The sequence below is a fragment of the Halomonas alkalicola genome (assembly GCF_030704205.1).
GTDB classification, from domain to species: domain Bacteria; phylum Pseudomonadota; class Gammaproteobacteria; order Pseudomonadales; family Halomonadaceae; genus Halomonas; species Halomonas alkalicola.
Window position 1 is genome coordinate 1729491 of the sequence record NZ_CP131913.1, and the last position, 15502, is coordinate 1744992.

A 15502-nucleotide genomic window follows, 5' to 3' on the forward strand; every position below is an offset into this window, starting at 1 on the left:
TTGCTATGGCTTCCAGTCAGTAGACAGGAAAAGGCGAGATTTGCGTTATGAGGGAGAGTCAGTGGGCCTCGTCCCAATTGGCCCCACTCTCCGCCTCGACGATCAGCGGCACGCTGAGCTCGGCGGCGCCCTGCATGCGCCCCTTCACCTGCTCGATGAAGGCCTCCACCTGCGCCTCCGCCACCTCGAACACCAGTTCATCGTGGACCTGCATCACCATCCAGGCGTCCATCTCGCCGGCCTGCAGCCAGGCGTCCACGTCGATCATGGCGCGCTTGATGATGTCCGCGGCGGTGCCCTGCATGGGGGCGTTGATCGCGGTGCGTTCGGCCCCCTGGCGGCGGGCGCGGTTCTGGGAGTGGATCTCCGGCAGGTAGAGGCGCCGGCCGAACACCGTCTCGACGAAGCCATCCTCCGCCGCCTGGGTGCGGATGCGCTCCATGTAGCGTGCCACCCCCGGGTAGCGGTCGAAGTAGCGCTCGATCCAGGTCTGGGCCTGATTGCGCTCGATATGCAGCTGGCGGCCCAGGCCCCAGGCGCTCATGCCGTAGATCAGGCCAAAGTTGATCGCCTTGGCGCTGCGCCGCTGGTCCCCCGAGACCTTCTCCAGGGGCACGCCGAACACCTCCGCCGCGGTGGCGGCATGGATATCGCGCCCCTCGGCGAAGGCGTCGAGCAGCCCCCTGTCCTCGGATAGGTGCGCCATGATGCGCAGCTCGATCTGGGAGTAGTCCGCGGCGACGATGCGGTAGCCGGGCCGGGCGATAAAGGCCTGGCGGATCTTGCGCCCCTCCTCGGTGCGAATCGGGATGTTCTGCAGGTTGGGGTCGCTGGAGGAGAGCCGCCCGGTGGCGGTGACCGCCTGGTGGTAGCTGGTGTGCAGCCGCCCGGTTCCCTTGTTGACCAGCCGCGGCAGCTTGTCGGTGTAGGTGGACTTGAGCTTGGCGAGTCCCCGGTGCTCCATGATCACCTTGGGCAGCGGGTAGTCCAGCGCCAGCTCCTCCAGCACGGCTTCCGCGGTGGAGGGCGCCCCCTTGGGGGTCTTCTTGATCACCGGGATCTTCTGCTCCTCGAAGAGGATCTGGCCGAGCTGCTTGGGGGAGCCCAGGTTGAACTCGCGCCCGGCAAGCTCATGAGCGCGGGCCTCCAGCTCGCGGATGCGCACCTCGAGCTCGCGGCTCTGGGCATCGAGGCGCTGCGGGTCCAGCGCCACGCCGGTGCGCTCCATGCGCGACAGCACCGGCACCAGCGGCAGCTCGATCTCTTCCAGTACCTCGGCCAGGCGCCCGGTGGCCGCGAGGCGCGGGCGCAGCTCGCCGTGCAGGCGCAGGGTGATGTCGACGTCCTCGCAGGCGTAGGGGGCCGCCTGCTCCAGGGCGATCTGATTGAAGGTGAGCTGCTTGGCCCCCTTGCCGGCGATCTCCTCGAAGGAGACGGTCTTCTCGCCGAGGTACTTCAGCGCCAGGGAGTCCATGTCGTGGCGGGTGGCGGTGGAGTCCAGCACGTAGGACTCCAGCATGGTGTCCTCCAGGGGCCCTGCCACCGTGATGCCGTGGCTCGCCAGCACCGAGATGTCGTACTTGAGGTTCTGGCCGATCTTGGTCTTGCCGGCATCCTCCAGCAGCGGCTTTAGGGCAGCGAGCACCGCGTCGCGGTCGAGCTGCGCGGGGGCGTCCAGGTAGTCGTGGGCGAGCGGGATATAGGCCGCCTCCCCCGCCTGAAGCGCCAGCCCCACCCCGACGATCTGCGCCTCCATGTAGTTGAGGCTGGTGGTCTCCAGGTCGAAGCAGAAGGCCTCGGCCGCCTGCAGGCGCGCAAGCCAGGCGTCGAGGTCGGCCTGTTCGAGGATCATCTGGTCCTCCCGGGCATCGCTACAGGGGGGAGCGTCGGCATCGGCAGGGGTCGGCGTGCCGCCGGCGGCATCATCGACGCCGCTGTCGCTGCCCTCCAGCAGCTCGGCGAGCCACGCCTTGAACTCGTACTCGCGGTAGAGCTCGAGGAGCGCCTCGCGATCCGGGTGGGCGATATCGAGATCGTCGAGGCCGACGGGCAGCTCGCAGTCGGTCTTGATGGTGGCCAGCCGGTAGGAGAGGAAGGCCTGGTCGCGGTGCTCCTCGAGCTTCTTCGGCAGCGTCTTGGCGCCGCGGAAATCCAGCGTCTTGACCTTCTCGAGATCGGCATAGATGGTCTCTAGGCCGCCCTCCATGCCTTGCAGTAGGCCCAGCGCGGTCTTCTCGCCCACGCCGGGCACGCCGGGAATGTTGTCGACCTTGTCGCCCATCAGCGCCAGCAGGTCGATGATCAGCTCGGGCGGCAGCCCGAACTTCTCCTCCACCCCGGCCACGTCCAGGGTCTCGTCCTTCATGGTGTTGACCAGGGTGATATGGGCGTTGACCAGCTGGGCCATGTCCTTGTCGCCGGTGGAGATCACGGCGTCGCGCCCCGCCTCGGTGGCCCGGCGGGCCAGGGTGCCGATGACGTCGTCCGCCTCCACTCCCTCGATGCACAACAGCGGCAGCCCCAGCGCCTTGACGCACTGATGCAGCGGCGCCACCTGGGAGCGCAGGTCGTCGGGCATCGGAGGGCGATGGGACTTGTACTCGGCGAACAGTTCGTCCCGGAAGGTCTTGCCCGGCGCGTCGAAGACCACCGCCATGGGACTGTCCGGGTAGTCCTTGATCAGCCGCTTGAGCATGTTGAGCACGCCCTTGATGGCCCCGGTGGGCTGGCCGTTGGAGGTGGTCAGCGGCGGGAGGGCGTGAAAGGCGCGGTAGAGGTAGGAAGAACCGTCGACGAGTACGATGGGGGTATCGGCCATGGAGGCATCCATTCAAGCTGGGCGGAAAGTGATCCTGATCACCCATGATACGCATTGCCGGAGCGTTTTTCCGCGGGTAGTGGGCAGCGTGCGCCGGGCGCCTTACACTGCGGGTATCTCCCCTCGATACTGCCCCAGGCAGCCCGGAGGCCACCATGCTCGTGACACGCACCCTCATCGCCCTGCTGCTGGGGCTTTCGCTGATCGCCACCGGCCCTGCCCTGGCCCAGTCCTCCGCCGACCTTGAGCCGGACATCACCATCCGCCAGGATGAGGATCGCACCATCCGCGAGTACCGCATCAACGGCGAGCTCTACGCCATCGAGATTCGGCCTTCCCGCGGCCCCTCCTACTACCTGGTGGACCACGACGGCGACGGCAACTTCGAGCGCCAGGATGGCGACCGCATCGCCGTCCCGCAGTGGATCCTGCGGACCTTCTGACCCGCCAGCCGGAGCAGCCCGAGCCGCTCGATCACCATCAATCGTCCCTCCCCGAATCCGGACGCGTGCATCACACTGCCAAGTCGCTACAATAGGCCGCTTGGCATTCCCGGGTGAGAGACACATGGCCGTATTCACACCGCTTACCGAGACCCAGGTCGCGGACTTTCTGGCACGCTTCGACGCTGGCTCGCTGGTCTCCCTGGAAGGGGTGCCCGCCGGCACCGAGAACAGCACCTTCTTCGTCACCACCGACCAGCGTGAGCTGGTGCTGACCCTGTTCGAGCAGGGCGAGTTCGGCGAGCTGCCCTTCTTCGTCGACCTGCTCGACTACCTCGACGAGCACCGCCTGCCGGTGCCGGGCCCGCTGCACGACCGGGAGGGCGTGGCGCTGCACCGCCTGGCCGGCAAGCCGGCGCTGCTCTTCCCGCGCCTGCCCGGCCGACATCCCAAGGCGCCCAACCTGGCGCAGTGTGCGGCCCTGGGCGATGCTCTGGGCCATATGCACAGGGTGTCGCAGCACTTCCCCGGCCACCGCCCCAACCCGCGGGATCTCCACTGGCTGCTGCCCATGCACCACAAGGTGCTGGTCTATCTCTCGCCGGAGGACCAGGCCCTGATGAAGGATGAGGTGGATATCTACCAGGAGGCCTTCGGCAACGGCCCCGAGCTGCCCCAGGGGGCCCTGCACGGCGATCTCTTCCGCGACAACACCCTCTACGAGGGTGACCGCCTGGGCGGCATCATCGACTTCTACAACGGCTGCACCGGGGATCTGCTGTTCGACCTGGCCATCGTGATAAACGACTGGGCCACCGAGGCCGACGGCCGCCTCGACGTCGAGCGCCATGACGCCATTCTCGGCGCCTATCAGGCGCGCCGACCGCTCACCGCGGCCGAGCGCGAGGCGTGGCCGATGATGCTGCGCATGACCGCGCTGCGCTACTGGCTCTCGAGGCTGCTGGTGGTCTACGTGGATCCGCCGGCCCATGACCTCACCCCCCACGACCCCGAACAGTTCCGCACCATCCTCAAGGCGCGCCTGGCACATGGCGCCCTTCCCCTCCCGGAGGTGAATGCATGAGTCTCTCCATGGCCAGTGCCGGCAGCCCGGCGAAGCGCGCGCGGCGCGTCTGGAACATCGACCAGTGGGGCAGCGGCTACTATGACGTGGACGACTCCGGGCACGCCCTGGTGCGCCCCCTGGGCAGCGAGATCGAGGGCCCGGCCCTGCCGCTGGACGACCTGGTGGCCGAGCTGAAGACCGCCGGCCTGCGCCTGCCGGTGCTGGTGCGCTTCATCGATATCCTCCACGACCGGGTCGAGCAGCTGTGCGCCGCCTTCGACACCGCCATGGCCGAGGAGGAGTTCGGCGGCGGCTATACCGCCGTCTACCCGATCAAGGTCAACCAGCAGCGCCGCGTGGTGGAGGAGATTCTCGCCACCCCCGAGCGCGGTCGCGACCGGGTGGGCCTTGAGGCCGGCAGCAAGCCCGAGCTGCTCGCCGTGCTGGCGCTCTCCGGCGACGGCCCCTCGCTGATCGTCTGCAACGGCTACAAGGACCGCGAGTACATTCGCCTGGCGCTGATGGGCGAGAAACTCGGCCACCGCGTCTACCTGGTGGTGGAGAAGCTCTCCGAGCTGCCGCTGATCCTCGAGGAGGCCGCCGAGCTCGGGGTCAAGCCGCGCATCGGCCTGCGCGCGCGCCTGGCCACCGTGGGCCGCGGCCGCTGGCAGAACACCGGCGGCGAGAAGTCCAAGTTCGGCCTCACCGCCAGCCAGATCCTGGCCGTGGTGGAGCAGCTGCGCGAGGCCGACGCCCTGGCCAGCCTGCAGCTGGTGCACTTCCACCTGGGCTCCCAGATCGCCAATATCCGCGACATCCAGGGCGGGCTGCGCGAGTGCGCCCGCTTCTACCAGAGCCTGGTGGAGCTGGGCGCCCCGGTGGATACCGTGGACGTGGGCGGGGGCCTCGGCGTCGACTACGAGGGCACCCGCTCGCGCAGCTTCTGCTCCGCCAACTACTCGATGCTCGAGTACGCCCGCAACGTGGTCTACGCCTTCCGCCAGGCCTGCCAGGAACAGGGGCTGCCCGAGCCGCACCTGATCAGCGAATCCGGCCGCGCCCTGACCGCCCACCATGCGGTGCTGATCACCAACGTGATCGGCGAGGAGCGGGTCAGCGAGCAGGCCCCCGAACGCCGCGTCGAGGGCGACCCCCAGGTCGACGAGCTGTGGCGAGTGCATGACCTGCTGCATGCCCAGATGGAGCCACGCGGCCTGGTGGAAGCCTGGCACGACCTGGTCCAGGCCATGGGCGAGCTGCACGAGCGCTTCGTGATCGGCATGACCGACATCAACGCCCGCGCCGAGGGCGAGGGCGAGGCGGTCTACTTCGCCGCCTGCGCGAGGCTGCGCGCCCGCCTCGACACCCGCAATCGTGCCCACCGCGAGATCGCCGACGAGCTGGCCGAGAAGCTGGCCGACAAGCTGTTCGTCAACTTCTCGCTGTTCCAGTCGGTGCCTGACGTCTGGGGCATCCAGCAGATCTTCCCGGTGCTGCCGCTGACCGGCCTCGACCAGGAGCCGGTGCGCCGCGGGGTGATCCAGGACATCACCTGCGACTCCGACGGACGCATCGACGGCTACGTGGACGGCCAGGGCGTGGAGACCACCCTGCCGCTGCCCGAGTGGCAGGAGGGCGAGGAGCAGCTGCTGGGGTTCTTCCTGGTGGGCGCCTATCAGGAGATCCTCGGCGACCTTCACAACCTGTTCGGCGACACCGACTCGGTGGATGCGACCCTGGCCGAGGACGGCAGCTGGACCCTGAGCCATATCCAGCAGGGCGACCGAGTCGCCGACGTGCTGAGCTACGTCAACTTCGATGCCGAGGTGCTGCGCCGCCACCTGGCCGACCAGCTCGCCGCCAGCGGCCTCGAGGAGGCCGAGCAGCAGCGCTTCCTCGACGACCTCTCCGAGGGCCTGGCGGGCTATACCTACCTCGAGTAGCGCGCTCTCCTGCCCCGCCAGACGAAGACGCCCCGCGGCCAGGCCGCGGGGCGTCTTCCTATTGCACGACTGCCGTGCGCTATCGGGGGTGCGGCAAGCTCACTCCACGACGCGGGTGGTGAACTCCAGGCCGCCGGTCAGGGTGAAGTGCAGCTCGGCGCCGCGGGGCAGCGGGCCCACGCCGGCCGGGGTGCCGGTGAGCACCACATCGCCCGGCAGCAGGGTGAAGTGGCGGCTCATCTCCGCCACCAGGGTGGCGACCGGGAACAGCATGTCGGCCCCCTCCCCACGCTGGCGCAGCTCACCGTCGATCTCGAGGGTGAAGGTCAGCGCACTCCAGTTGGGCACCTGAGAGAGCGGCAGGAAAGTGGAGAGCGGGCAGGCCCCGTCGAAGGCCTTGGAGACCTCCCAGGGATGCCCCTTCTCCTTGAGGCGGGTCTGCAGGTCGCGCAGGGTCAGGTCCAGCCCAAGGCCGATCCCGACGATGGCGCGCTCGGCCTCATCGGCAGTGGCGTGGGAGAGCTCCTCGCCGACCAGCAGCGCCAGCTCGGTCTCGTAATGCACCTCGCCCCGGGAGAAGGGCGCCTCGATGGGCTCCTCCAGCGGCACGGCACAGGTCGCCGGCTTGATGAACAGCAGCGGCTCGCTGGGCACCGGATTGTCGAGCTCCCGGGCATGATCGGCGTAGTTGCGGCCGACGCAGACGATCTTGCCGAGCGCGTGGGGAAACTCCTGGCCATCGGTGAAACGTGGAACAAAGCGCATGGCGGGTCTTCTCCTTCTCATTATGCGTGCCGCATCTCGGCGACAAGCCATACAGTCTACCGCACCAGGCGCCGCGTACCACTACCGCTGGCTCCACGGCCCCCCTACCCCGCCGGGGACCAGGCCTCGTCCGGGCCGTGGGCCAGGAAGCTCGGGCGACGCCGCGGCGCGGCAAAAGGCGCCACGCAGCGGTTGTCGCGGCGGTTGTAGACGAAGAAGACGTTGCTTCTCGGGTCCGGCGACATGTTGGCGTTGGAGCCGTGCAAAACGTTGCAGTCGAACAGCAGCAGCCCGCCGGCGGCTCCGGTGGGCGCCTCGATGCCGTGACGCTCGGCCAGGGCGGCAAGCGCCTCGTGGCCCGGCACGCCGAGCGCCTGCCGCTTCAGGGACTGGCGATGGTTGTCGTCGGGCGTCTCGCCCAGGCAGGGCACGAAGACTCGGTGGGAGCCGGGGATCAGCATCAGCGGACCGTTGAAGGCGTGGTTGTCGGTGAGCACGATGGAGGCGCTCAGCGCATGCATGGCGGGCATGCCATCCTCGGCGTGCCAGGTCTCGAAGTCGGAGTGCCAGTCGAAGCCCTTACCCTCGAAGCCCGGCTTGTAGTTGATCCGCGACTGGTGAACGTAGGGCTCGCCACCGAGAATCTGGCGGGCCCGTCCCACCAGGCGAGGATCCCGGGCCAGCCGCCCGAGCCGCTCGGAGAGGAAGTGCACCGCGAACAGCGAGCGGATGGCACTGCCGGAGGGCTCGGTAATGCTGAAGTCGCGGCCGCGATACTCGGGGTTCTCCAGCAGCGCGGAAAGCTCACGACGCAGGGCGTCGAGTTCCTCGCCGCGGATGAACTCGGGCTCGAAGAGGAAGCCCTTGCGGTCGAACTCCTCGAGCTGGGCCTGGCTCAGCGGGCCCTGGTCGGCGCGCCCCTTGACCACCGCTTCACGGCGGTTGAGCCAGGGCATGTCCAGGGGCTCGCTCAGGCGCGTGGGATAGGGGTCCTGCCCCGGGCGCGGCGCGCTCCTGACCCGGCTCTGGGGGTCAGGCGAGTCGACAACAGCCTGGGGAGTAACGGTATCGTGCAGCGTATGGTCAGACGTCCTGACTGACATGCAATCACCTCCTGTGAATCCGTGATCAGTTTCAGCAAGCATTCCGACGGCGAGGGCGCCGCGGGCGACCCCGGGCGGAATCGCGACAGGAAATATCGGGGTGGCACAGGCGGGTTTCAAGGCCGGCGAGGCCGCCGCCCAAGCAACAAAAAACGGTTCTTCGTCGTTTCACGTGGATTTGGCCTGGTCGAGCAGGCGTCCCACCGGGCTGCCAATCAGGTAGATCATGGCGATGAAATTGACCTCGTTCCGGTAGCCGCGTGCGCGTGACCGAGCCGCCTGGAACAGACCGTTCATGCCCTCCAGTCGTGCGTTCGTCAGTCCCGAGATCCAGCGCCTGACCACCGCGTCGGCGTGGCGCTCCAGCGTCGCCAGGGCCTTCCCCATCGGCTTCAGCAGTGGCTTCTCGGAGACCGCCGCCTTCATGACCTTAAGGTAGTTCGTGATGCGCCACCGAGCCGCTCGCGGCGTCGGGGCCTTCTGGATCCAGCGCAGCTTTTCCTTGATCACCCAGGCATCGGACGTGGCGCTCTGATCGGCCACCAGCTCCTGGAGCGATGCCAGCTGCTTGGGTGTCAGGTTCTCGTTGTCCAGGCTCTTCAGCAGGGCCCAGCGCAGCGACTTGGGGTGTCCCTGCTCCCGGCGCTCCTTCTTGCGCACCTCGTCCAGCCGCTTGGTGAAGGTCTGCACGATATGAAACCAGTCGACCGTGACCTCGGCCTTGGGAAGATGCTCGGCCACGCCGCTGAGGAAGGCGTTTGACATGTCGCACACGACCTCGACCACGTTGTCCGGGTCGCCGCCATGCGCCGCCAGGAAGGCGCTGAAGGCCTCGATGGCTTCCTTGCCGTGGCCTGGGACGGCAAAGATCACCGGCTCCCGCTTGCGCTGCATGTCGAGAAACACCGTCACGTAGCGCTGGCCGCGCCGGGACGCGGTTTCGTCGACGCCGACGGTGGCTACGTTGCTCAAATCCAGCTCCCCGAGCATGCGGCCAACGTAGTGGTGGACGATGCGCCACAGTCGCTTGTCAGAGATCTCCAGCTGCCGGGAGACGGCCAGCACCGGCATCTCCTTGACCAGCGACATGGCGGCCTGCTCGAACAGCAGGGTGAAGTCGCTGCCCGGCCGCGCCCAGGGCACCTCGATGCGCTTGACGCCATGCTCAGGGCACTTGGTGCGAGGCACGCGGGCGTGCAGGTAGCAGTGATGCTGGAAGAAATTCAGGTGCCGCCAGGTCTTGTCGGCGAAATCGTGAGCCGGACAGGCCTGGCCGCACTCAGGGCAGGGGTAGAGGCTGCCTCGCTCGGCCTCGACGTAGAGATCCAGCCGATGGGGCGATACGGAAGTATCCAGGTGCTGATCCTTGAGGATCCAGGGCGCTTGCAGGCCCAAGCCGAGGGTCAGAATCTGGGTGCCGTCCATGCCATACCTCCTGTCGTCGTGGAGGCCATATCCTGGCCCAGCTCAGGGGGCGAATTCCACACCCAACGACGAAGAGCCTATGTAAGGCTCTCCGAATATTACCGCCACCTGAGCTCCGACGCCGGTGGCGCCAACCGTATGTGCGATGGTGTTGAGCGTTAGAATAGCGGCCAGTGGTCGGTCGATATTGGCTTTAAGTGCCGCGAGCGCTGCATGGACGGTAGGGCGGTCTTCTTTGAGCTGGGCAATATAGCTCGGCGTGAGCGAGAGCAGTGCCGCTTCAAGTACAGAACACAGGAACGATACGGCAAGTGACGCAACGACGATCGCTGCAAGGAGAATCATGAGGGCTCGCTGAAAGGGCTGTTCCCGCTATATACGGAATTACCGCGGCGCTGTCAATGGCGATCTGCCAAGGCGCCTTCTCGGACCACGCATTATCCGCCAGGCCGAAACTGCCAACGCCGGATATTGGCACATCGAATGGCTAATGGTTGAGCAGTGAAGGTGCCCAAGCGCATGCGGCCCCCACACCGCTCGTGGTTCAGTTGCAGGTGCCCGTTGAGGGTCGGGTGCAGACTAAACTCGTCCCTCCAGGGCGCTGCGCAAGCTACCGATGTCGACCTCGACGTACTCCAGCGTCGTGCTGATGTTGCTGTGGCCAAGCAGCGCCTTGACGATGTGTAGGTTGCGATCCGGTTCCTTCATCAACTCAGTGCCCAGGGTATGCCGGAATCGGTGTGGACTCATCTGGTAGCCGCAAATCTGGGAGAGCTTCTGATAGAAGCTCTCCACCTGCCAGGAGTCCATCGTCTCCATTCGGTGCCGAACGCTGAATCGGTTTACATTGAAGAGCTGCTCGCCACGCTGGATACCCACCATCTTGGCCGAGTTCATCAAGTTCTCCAGGTGCGGGTAGAGAGCATTGGAGATAGGGACAAAGTGTTCGCGGTTGTTCTTGGCCCCCTGCCAGGTAGCGGTGAGCACACGACTTTTAAGGTTGATATCCTCAGGCTTCATCAGCAACAGCTGAGTCAGACGGATGCCCGTATGGTAGAACGTCTCGAACACGATCTCCCAAAACCAGACAGGGTGAAGTACTGAGGGCTTTTTTCGGTACCACTCCATCTTTTTATACAGGCCAATAGCTTCACGTGCCATTTCGACCTGCCGCTTGCTAAGGGTCTTCTTTCTCTTTTTGGGAGAGCTGACCTCCATCTTGGCAAAAGGATTGAACGAGATGTCGATCAAGGCGTGATCGATCGCATGCTTGAAGAGGATTCGGTTGTGCCGGCAGTAGTTATTCCAACTTGAGTGTGCGAGGTTTCTACCCTCCTCCGAGAAGCAGAACTCCCTCCACTCCCTGACATCATCACGGGACACCTCCGCAGGCAGCTTATCCTGACCCACGAATCTCCGGAATAGCTTCACCGGAACGCTATAGGAAATCCGGCTTCTTTCGGTCAGCCAGCGCTCAGAAAAATAGGATTGCAGCAAGTCGTCAAAGGTAAATGTTTTCATTCTTCAGGCTTCCCATCAATCAGGTCAATAAAGGGGTTATCAAAAACCTCCTTACCCTCCTCCATCAGGTCATCCTTACCCACAAGATACCCAGAAAGCGTGCTCGACTTCTTGTTTGGACCTACCACCCTTACCTTGTGAAAACTTCCGCCATCCTTGTTTTTCTTGTGCAGCTTCAGCTTCTGGAATGAATCCTGAACTTCTTTCCAGCCTTTCTCTTCTCCGCTCACCTCCTGACAATAGCGCTTGAACACCTTGGGGCTGATCACCATCAACATCCCATCCACGGCATGCACCAGAGCCTTGGAGTCGTTCATCAATATCTGGTGGGTTTTCAACCCGCCTCGCAGCCAGGCGAGAAAGTCTTCCCCGGATGATGACTGTCCAGGCGATGCCTGGCCCGTAAGCTTCTCGGCACCCGTATCAGGTTTACATGGCTGCCGCTCCAAACCTGGCGCTGCTTTCTCATCACCGCCTGTTGCAATATCAAGAATGGAGGCTTCCAGATCATCCTGGACTTCCTCGGTGCGACTCGACTCAGTCAGCTCACTTGAAGTTTCTGGAGTCGCAGGCTTGTCACCTGGCTCCTGATCTTTACGCTGTTGCCTAGCTGGCTGACTACCTTCACCACTCTCACCGACGTCAATGGTCTCGACACTCCCCGAGAAAATCTCAGGCTCCTCATCACCGCTCCAAACGAGCGATTTATGAACCTTGAGCATGGAAAGATCGGTCCGCCACTCTCCCACCTCGACCCTGCACTTCCAGACCGAACGCCCCTCTGGATTCTCTATAATCAGGCCATGGGACTGCATTTCGTCATAGAGGCGAGACTCATTGGCTGGCACACCCTCTATGCCATGGGAAAGCAGGTAGCTCTTGATCTCTCGTGGTACCAGTGGCGTCACCAGCCACAGCGCCTCGGGAGTGACAAACCCCTGAGCGCCTTTTTCATTCAGGCGGATCTTTTCTGTGGCGATGTGGCGGATGGCACCTTTGAGCTTGCTCTGCAGGGATTCCCGGGGTGCCTTGTCGATATTGGAAACCTTGCCACCCAGCGACTTGGCCACGCTGGCCCTGTCGGCCTGGCTGACGATTTCTCCGATCACCCCGGAGCGTTCCGCGTGCCCACTGATGGCGTACATCACCAGTCCAAACAGCTCCGGCTGGCTTCTCAGCCACTCGAGCCCGGCATTGCCTATCACCTCCTTGCACAAGAGCGGGTTGGCCGCAGCGTGAAGGAAGTAATCTCGCCCCCTGATATAGCGAACGCGATACTGGTCGGGAATGATGCCCTCCCACAGGCACCACCTTCGGCCGGATTTCAGGTGTATATCGACGTCGACGATGACCTTGGCGATATCGTGCAGCAGGCAGGCATAGATGACCGCCACGCTCCACAGCTCTCCGGTAGAGGACTGCTTTTCGGGCGACTCCTTCGGAGGGAGTAGGTGCTGTCGTCGGAGCCTGAGGCCAAACACACAGGTCTCGAGGCCATGGTCCAGCATTCCACCCGGGTAGCTATGGTGGTGAGATTCCGAGGCTGGCAGCAGCTGGACACGCTCGGCGTAGCGTTGCAGCGGCTCCTTGACGTAGGCCTCGAACACCGGCGCTGTCAGCGAGGTGCTTTCCTGAATCGCTACGATCAGCTGCTGTCGATAGGGAGTGGCCAGAAGCTCCGCGCCGGTACGCGGGCTTTCCCATCCGGCGTCATCCTGGACGCTGTCGCTGTCGGTCGCGCTGCGGCGGCCGCGTAGAATGTTGAGAATCCGCAATGCTCGCTCCTCTGGATGCAGTCCGTGCATCACAACGCTGGGCCCTGACGGGCACCAGCAGAAACGTTAAATGCGATGAGAGAGGTTTACCCCTGGGCACTCCTTGCCCTGGTGCAATAGCCATGGGATGCGACCCAAGCGCAGATGATTGTATTGATCAGGAAATTTATTTCATTGAGAACATCCGCATATACTTTATGAGAAGATTTTTAATTTATCTGTATCACCTAACTTACAACCAAAGTCGCATCAGTTAGTTACTCCCTACAGCAGCCACAAAAACCCCCCTCCGAAGAGGGGGCATGGGTTGGGTATCTGTCAGCTGACCAGCTGTCTGGCCAGGGCCATCTCCACGGAGTCTCCGTCCGTATTGAGGGCATCCAGGCCCGACTCGGGCACGTCTCCCGACGTGCTCTGGGCCACTGCGATCTTCTTGGCCATCAGCGACAGGCAGGCGATCTGTGACGATCCGGCATAGCCGAGGTAGAGCACCTTCACCGACTGCCGCTGGCCGATCCGCCAGGAGCGGCGAGCGGCCTGCTGCAGGGTGTAGACGTTCCAGCCCGTCTGCATGAAGACGATGGTGGGGAAGTCCAGCAGGTCGAGCCCGGTCTTCACCAGGTCCGGATTGGTGATCAGCACGTCGACACCGCGGTCGACCTGATCGGCAATCCAGTCCTCGCGTCGCTGGGTCTCCACGCTGGAGCGCAGCACCGCGACCTTGAAGCCGGCCTGGGTGAGCACCGCCTTGAGTCGGCTGCTGGTATCGCGCTTGCCGGTGTAGGTCGTGTAGACCAGCACCCTGCGACCCTCCGCCTTCTCTCGCCGGCAGATCTCCACCAGCTCGCGCTCCTTGGGCATCGGCTGCTGCTCGCCGTAGAGGCTCTTCACGAACGCCAGCAGGCTGCCCGAGCGCGGATGCTTGACCGTCTCCGGTCGGAAGCAGCAGTCCGGCCAGGCCAGCAGCGCATTGAGCACCACGCCCAGCAGGGTGGTGTCCTTGCGTGCCAGCGCCTGTCTGAGCTCGGCGGTCAGTTGCCCCTCGAGCCGCCGGTAGGCAAAGGCCTGCTCGTCGTCCATCGGCACTTCGATGAACTCTTCATCGTAGGGCGGCAACACGTTGCCACCGATGTCTTTGAGCTTGAGGAAGACGGTGAAGGGCAGCACGTAGCGCATGATCCCCTTGGGGCCGAAGCCCGGGGCCTTGACGGTCCGCACCGACAGCTTCTTGCCTCGCGCTGTCTTGTGCGAATCGCAATCGCGCTCGGTGTAGATGTCCTTCAACACCCCGTGGTCACGCAGGAACGACATGGCCGCAGGCCCCATCGATCCGCGCCCGTTGGGGCGATAGCCGTCTTCGAGCATCTTCGGCGTGAGGATGCGGAACAGCAGGTGGAACAGGTCGTCGGCATAGCCGCCCATCAGGGTGCCGGTCAGCAGCAGCGACTTGCGCGCCTTGGCGGCCAGCACGCCCATGGCCTGGCCCTGGGCCGACCCGGCGTTCTTGTACTCATGGCCCTCGTCCACGATCAGCAGATCGAAGGTGTGATCCGGCAGCTGCCGCTTGATGAACTCGCTCGGCTGATAGCCGCCTTCACCGAAGCCGAACTCCATCGTGGCCATGGCGCGCTCCATGCGGGCCGCCTGCCGGTCGGAGAACACCAGCTCGCCGTTTTCATCCATGAGGTTGATGAACTCGTGGATGTTGTCGCCCAGCAGCGTGGCCAGGAACTCCTCGCCAAACTGCTGCACCAGGCGCTCCGAGGAGACCTTGCCGATGGTGGGCAGCTTGCGCAGCGCCTTGAGCACCAGGTCGCGCTGCAGGTTGCCCGTCGCCCGCTGTGGCCGCATCAGCGTCCAGAGAGGGCTGTGACAGTACCGGCACTTGTGGCGCCGCTCCTCACGGAGAAACTGCGACAGCGATACCACCTCGTTGTCCCAGTCGACCACCGTGCCACCGCACTGGGGGCATGCCGCCAGCTCACCGCCCGGCACGCGCTTGCGCGCCGCGGCGGGACGCCAATGGAAGCCCATGCGCATGCGCACACGCCCCAGGATGAAGAACTCCGGCCGCCCATCGGACGGCTGGTCCAGGGCCTCACGGAGTTTGAGCAGCTTGACCAGGGTGTCCGGGCCGTTCAGTACCCAGACCCTGGCCTGATCGACGGTCTCCAGGATCTCCCGCCGCCACTTGTAGACCAGGTGGGGCGGTGCGATCACCAGGAAGCGCCGATAGCCCTCGGCATGACAGACCGCCGCCGTGGCGATGGCCATCATGGTCTTGCCGGTGCCCATCTCGGCGTTGATGATGCCCGCCGGCTCGTGCCGGTCGAGCAGCAGCGCTGAGATGGCCTGAACCACCTGGGCCTGCTCGGGGAAAGGCGCCCGCTTGAGGGCATCTATGATGGCCTGACGACGAGGGTTGGCCTCGCCGTCATAGACCGGAGGATGGGAGCGATTGAGCGAGGCCAGCAGGCCATCGCCAAACTCCTCCACGAAGGCGTTGAGGTTCACCTGAGGCCCGAAGGCCTCGCCAGACTGCGCCATGCCGGCCGGCGCCGGTAGCTGAATGATGTCGTTCATGTCCGTCTCCTTGTGCACAAGAAAACGGCGGACACTCCCCTCCCCTGGCGGGTTGGAAAG

The 15502-nt window shown here is 64.7% G+C and carries 10 protein-coding genes and 1 pseudogene; 3 read left to right on the top strand and 8 right to left on the bottom strand.

Annotation, left to right across the window (positions count from 1 at the left end; translation table 11 throughout):
• Positions 1-58: 58 nt before the first annotated feature.
• Positions 59-2818: a DNA polymerase I gene (gene polA, locus B6N23_RS08235; RefSeq protein ID WP_305503600.1), complete on the bottom strand. Its 2760-nt coding sequence runs from the start codon at positions 2816-2818 to the stop codon at positions 59-61.
• 155 nt (positions 2819-2973) lie between these two features.
• Between polA and B6N23_RS08240 the strand changes: the two genes are divergently transcribed.
• The 3 genes from B6N23_RS08240 to speA all read left to right on the top strand — a co-directional run bounded on the left by B6N23_RS08240 (position 2974) and on the right by speA (position 6270).
• Positions 2974-3261 (top strand): DUF2782 domain-containing protein, encoded by a 288-nt coding sequence (locus tag B6N23_RS08240; protein WP_305503602.1) that lies wholly within the window; start codon positions 2974-2976, stop codon positions 3259-3261.
• 124 nt (positions 3262-3385) lie between these two features.
• On the top strand, positions 3386-4345 hold the full coding sequence (locus B6N23_RS08245) for a homoserine kinase (protein WP_305503604.1): 960 nt from the start codon (positions 3386-3388) through the stop codon (positions 4343-4345).
• Positions 4346-4353: 8 nt separating this feature from the next.
• Positions 4354-6270 (top strand): biosynthetic arginine decarboxylase, encoded by a 1917-nt coding sequence (speA, locus tag B6N23_RS08250; RefSeq protein ID WP_439649843.1) that lies wholly within the window; start codon positions 4354-4356, stop codon positions 6268-6270.
• A gap of 99 nt (positions 6271-6369) precedes the next feature.
• Here the strand turns inward: speA and B6N23_RS08255 are convergent, their stop codons facing one another.
• The 7 genes and pseudogenes from B6N23_RS08255 to B6N23_RS08285 form a co-directional block, all read right to left on the bottom strand.
• The gene (locus B6N23_RS08255) at positions 6370-7035 is read right to left on the bottom strand and encodes a fumarylacetoacetate hydrolase family protein (protein WP_119023210.1); all 666 of its coding nucleotides are present in this window, start codon (positions 7033-7035) and stop codon (positions 6370-6372) included.
• A 104-nt stretch (positions 7036-7139) separates the two neighbouring features.
• On the bottom strand, positions 7140-8138 hold the full coding sequence (gene thpD, locus B6N23_RS08260; RefSeq protein ID WP_305503609.1) for an ectoine hydroxylase: 999 nt from the start codon (positions 8136-8138) through the stop codon (positions 7140-7142).
• Between the two features lie 168 nt (positions 8139-8306).
• Positions 8307-9563 (bottom strand): ISL3 family transposase, encoded by a 1257-nt coding sequence (locus tag B6N23_RS08265; RefSeq protein WP_103679974.1) that lies wholly within the window; start codon positions 9561-9563, stop codon positions 8307-8309.
• A gap of 66 nt (positions 9564-9629) precedes the next feature.
• Positions 9630-9908: pseudogene (locus tag B6N23_RS08270) on the bottom strand (CNNM domain-containing protein); the annotation flags it as partial.
• A gap of 234 nt (positions 9909-10142) precedes the next feature.
• Complete coding sequence (locus B6N23_RS08275; protein WP_305503613.1) at positions 10143-11084, bottom strand: tyrosine-type recombinase/integrase; 942 nt, start codon at positions 11082-11084, stop codon at positions 10143-10145.
• The gene (mobH, locus tag B6N23_RS08280) at positions 11081-12859 is read right to left on the bottom strand and encodes a MobH family relaxase (protein ID WP_305503615.1); all 1779 of its coding nucleotides are present in this window, start codon (positions 12857-12859) and stop codon (positions 11081-11083) included. The genes B6N23_RS08275 and mobH overlap by 4 nt, the downstream gene beginning before the upstream one ends.
• A 318-nt stretch (positions 12860-13177) precedes the next feature.
• Positions 13178-15442 (bottom strand): SNF2-related protein, encoded by a 2265-nt coding sequence (locus B6N23_RS08285; protein ID WP_439649840.1) that lies wholly within the window; start codon positions 15440-15442, stop codon positions 13178-13180.
• Positions 15443-15502 lie beyond the last annotated feature (60 nt).